The sequence below is a fragment of the Nocardiopsis sp. NPDC055551 genome (assembly GCF_053619415.1).
Window position 1 is genome coordinate 1 of record NZ_JBSHJJ010000023.1, and the last position, 2,500, is coordinate 2,500.

1 rRNA gene is annotated in these 2,500 nt (G+C 57.3%); it reads right to left on the reverse strand.

Going from position 1 to position 2,500, the window contains the following annotated elements:
- A 23S ribosomal RNA gene (locus tag ACWGSK_RS27475) occupies positions 1 to 2,205 on the reverse strand; the annotation flags it as partial.
- Positions 2,206 to 2,500 lie beyond the last annotated feature (295 nt).

A 2,500-nucleotide genomic window follows, 5' to 3' on the forward strand; every position in this document is an offset into this window, starting at 1 on the left:
GTCGTTACGCCATTCGTGCAGGTCGGAACTTACCCGACAAGGAATTTCGCTACCTTAGGATGGTTATAGTTACCACCGCCGTTTACTGGCGCTTAAGTTCTCAGCTTCGCCACACCGAAATGTGACTAACCGGTCCCCTTAACGTTCCAGCACCGGGCAGGCGTCAGTCCGTATACATCGCCTTACGGCTTCGCACGGACCTGTGTTTTTAGTAAACAGTCGCTTCTCGCTGGTCTCTGCGGCCACACCCAGCTCAGAGTGCAAGACTCATCACCAGACATGGCCCCCCTTCTCCCGAAGTTACGGGGGCATTTTGCCGAGTTCCTTAACCATAGTTCACCCGAACGCCTCGGTATTCTCTACCTGACCACCTGAGTCGGTTTAGGGTACGGGCCGCCATGAAACTCGCTAGAGGCTTTTCTCGACAGCATAGGATCATCCACTTCACCACAATCGGCTCGGCATCAGGTCTCAGCCACATGCACGACGGATTTACCTATCGCACGGCCTACACCCTTACCCCGGGACAACCACCGCCCGGGATGGACTACCTTCCTGCGTCACCCCATCACTCACCTACTACCAGCTCGGGTCACCGGCTCCACCACTTTCCATTCCCCGAAGGGTCCGGAACGGCTTCACGGGCTTAGCATCACTGGATTCAATGTTTGACGCTTCACAGCGGGTACCGGAATATCAACCGGTTATCCATCGACTACGCCTGTCGGCCTCGCCTTAGGTCCCGACTTACCCTGGGCAGATCAGCTTGACCCAGGAACCCTTAGTCAATCGGCGCACACGTTTCTCACGTGTGAATCGCTACTCATGCCTGCATTCTCACTCGTGAACCGTCCACAACTCGCTTCCACGGCTGCTTCACCCGGCACACGACGCTCCCCTACCCATCACAGCCGCCGTTGGGCGTATTGCTGCAATGACACGACTTCGGCGGTACGCTTGAGCCCCGCTACATTGTCGGCGCGGAATCACTTGACCAGTGAGCTATTACGCACTCTTTCAAGGGTGGCTGCTTCTAAGCCAACCTCCTGGTTGTCTCTGCGACTCCACATCCTTTCCCACTTAGCGTACGCTTAGGGGCCTTAGTCGATGCTCTGGGCTGTTTCCCTCTCGACCATGGAGCTTATCCCCCACAGTCTCACTGCCGCGCTCTCACTTACCGGCATTCGGAGTTTGGCTAAGGTCAGTAACCCGGTAGGGCCCATCGCCTATCCAGTGCTCTACCTCCGGCAAGAAACACACGACGCTGCACCTAAATGCATTTCGGGGAGAACCAGCTATCACGGAGTTTGATTGGCCTTTCACCCCTAACCACAGGTCATCCCCCAGGTTTTCAACCCTGGTGGGTTCGGTCCTCCACGACGTCTTACAGCCGCTTCAACCTGCCCATGGCTAGATCACTCCGCTTCGGGTCTAGAGCGTGCAACTCAAACGCCCTCTTCGGACTCGCTTTCGCTACGGCTTCCCCACACGGGTTAACCTCGCTACACACCGCTAACTCGCAGGCTCATTCTTCAAAAGGCACGCAGTCACGACGCACCGAGCAAACTCGATGCGCGACGCTCCCACGGCTTGTAGGCACACGGTTTCAGGTACTATTTCACTCCGCTCCCGCGGTACTTTTCACCATTCCCTCACGGTACTATCCGCTATCGGTCACCAGGGAATATTTAGGCTTAGCGGGTGGTCCCGCCAGATTCACACGGGATTTCTCGGGCCCCGTGCTACTTGGGTGTCTCTCAAACGAGCCGCTGATGTTTCGACTACGGGGGTCTTACCCTCTACGCCGGACCTTTCGCATGTCCTTCGCCTACATCAACGGTTTATGACTCGTCCCACGGCCGGCAGACCGTGGAAGAGAGATCCCACAACCCCGCATGCGCAACCCCTGCCGGGTCTCACACACATACGGTTTGGCCTCATCCAGTTTCGCTCGCCACTACTCCCGGAATCACGGTTGTTTTCTCTTCCTGCGGGTACTGAGATGTTTCACTTCCCCGCGTTCCCTCCACACTGCCTATGAGTTCAGCAGCGGGTGACAGCCCATGACGACTGCCGGGTTTCCCCATTCGGAAACCCCCGGATCAAAGCCTGGTTGACGACTCCCCGGGGACTATCGTGGCCTCCCACGTCCTTCATCGGTTCCTGGTGCCAAGGCATCCACCGTGCGCCCTTAAAAACTTGGCCACAGATGCTCGCGTCCACTGTGCAGTTCTCAAACAACGACCAACCACCCACCACCCCGAGACCAAACATCCCGAGTTCACTGGGGCCGGCAACCGAAGAAACAGCCACAACATGGCCGCTCCCTCAGACACCCAACAGCGTGCCCGACCCAGCCGACCCATGACCCTGCGTTCCACGCCGAAGCAGTACTAGCAAAACCATCGAATCCACTGTGCCGAATAGTCAACGTTCCACCCATGAGCAACCAGCACCAGACGTTCGCTGATGAACTGGCCCCTGGACCACCAACCCGAAA